The organism is Streptomyces rishiriensis (genome assembly GCF_003112535.1).
Taxonomy (GTDB): domain Bacteria; phylum Actinomycetota; class Actinomycetes; order Streptomycetales; family Streptomycetaceae; genus Streptomyces; species Streptomyces rishiriensis.
Genome location: NZ_BEWA01000068.1, coordinates 1 through 1,414, shown reverse-complemented (window position 1 = coordinate 1,414; position 1,414 = coordinate 1). Strand labels below are relative to the sequence as shown.

At 56.2% G+C, this 1,414-nt stretch carries 1 rRNA gene; it reads right to left on the bottom strand.

The features are described 5' to 3' along the window. Positions 1–22: 22 nt before the first annotated feature. Positions 23–1,414, bottom strand: a 23S ribosomal RNA gene (locus tag Sri02f_RS40920); the annotation flags it as partial.

The window sequence follows — 1,414 nt, the reverse complement described above, 5'->3', positions numbered from 1 at the left end:
AACACAGTGGACGCGAGCAACTGAGGACAAGCCCTCGGCCTATTAGTACCAGTCAGCTTCACCCATTACTGGGCTTCCACATCCGGCCTATCAACCCAGTCGTCTACTGGGAGCCTTACCCCATCAAGTGGGTGGGAATACTCATCTCGAAGCAGGCTTCCCGCTTAGATGCTTTCAGCGGTTATCCCTCCCGAACGTAGCCAACCAGCCATGCCCTTGGCAGGACAACTGGCACACCAGAGGTTCGTCCGTCCCGGTCCTCTCGTACTAGGGACAGCCCTTCTCAATATTCCTGCGCGCGCAGCGGATAGGGACCGAACTGTCTCACGACGTTCTAAACCCAGCTCGCGTACCGCTTTAATGGGCGAACAGCCCAACCCTTGGGACCGACTCCAGCCCCAGGATGCGACGAGCCGACATCGAGGTGCCAAACCATCCCGTCGATATGGACTCTTGGGGAAGATCAGCCTGTTATCCCCGGGGTACCTTTTATCCGTTGAGCGACGGCGCTTCCACAAGCCACCGCCGGATCACTAGTCCCGACTTTCGTCCCTGCTCGACCCGTCGGTCTCACAGTCAAGCTCCCTTGTGCACTTACACTCAACACCTGATTGCCAACCAGGCTGAGGGAACCTTTGGGCGCCTCCGTTACTCTTTAGGAGGCAACCGCCCCAGTTAAACTACCCATCAGACACTGTCCCTGATCCGGATCACGGACCCAGGTTAGACATCCAGCACGACCAGAGTGGTATTTCAACGACGACTCCACAACCACTGGCGTGGCCGCTTCAAAGTCTCCCACCTATCCTACACAAGCCGAACCGAACACCAATATCAAACTGTAGTAAAGGTCCCGGGGTCTTTCCGTCCTGCTGCGCGAAACGAGCATCTTTACTCGTAGTGCAATTTCACCGGGCCTATGGTTGAGACAGTCGAGAAGTCGTTACGCCATTCGTGCAGGTCGGAACTTACCCGACAAGGAATTTCGCTACCTTAGGATGGTTATAGTTACCACCGCCGTTTACTGGCGCTTAAGTTCTCAGCTTCGCCACACCGAAATGTGACTAACCGGTCCCCTTAACGTTCCAGCACCGGGCAGGCGTCAGTCCGTATACATCGCCTTACGGCTTCGCACGGACCTGTGTTTTTAGTAAACAGTCGCTTCTCGCTGGTCTCTGCGGCCACCCCCAGCTCGAGGAGCAAGTCCTCTCACCAGTGATGGCCCCCCTTCTCCCGAAGTTACGGGGGCATTTTGCCGAGTTCCTTAACCATAGTTCACCCGAACGCCTCGGTATTCTCTACCTGACCACCTGAGTCGGTTTAGGGTACGGGCCGCCATGAAACTCGCTAGAGGCTTTTCTCGACAGCATAGGATCATCCACTTCGCCACAATCGGCTCGGCATCAGGTCTCAG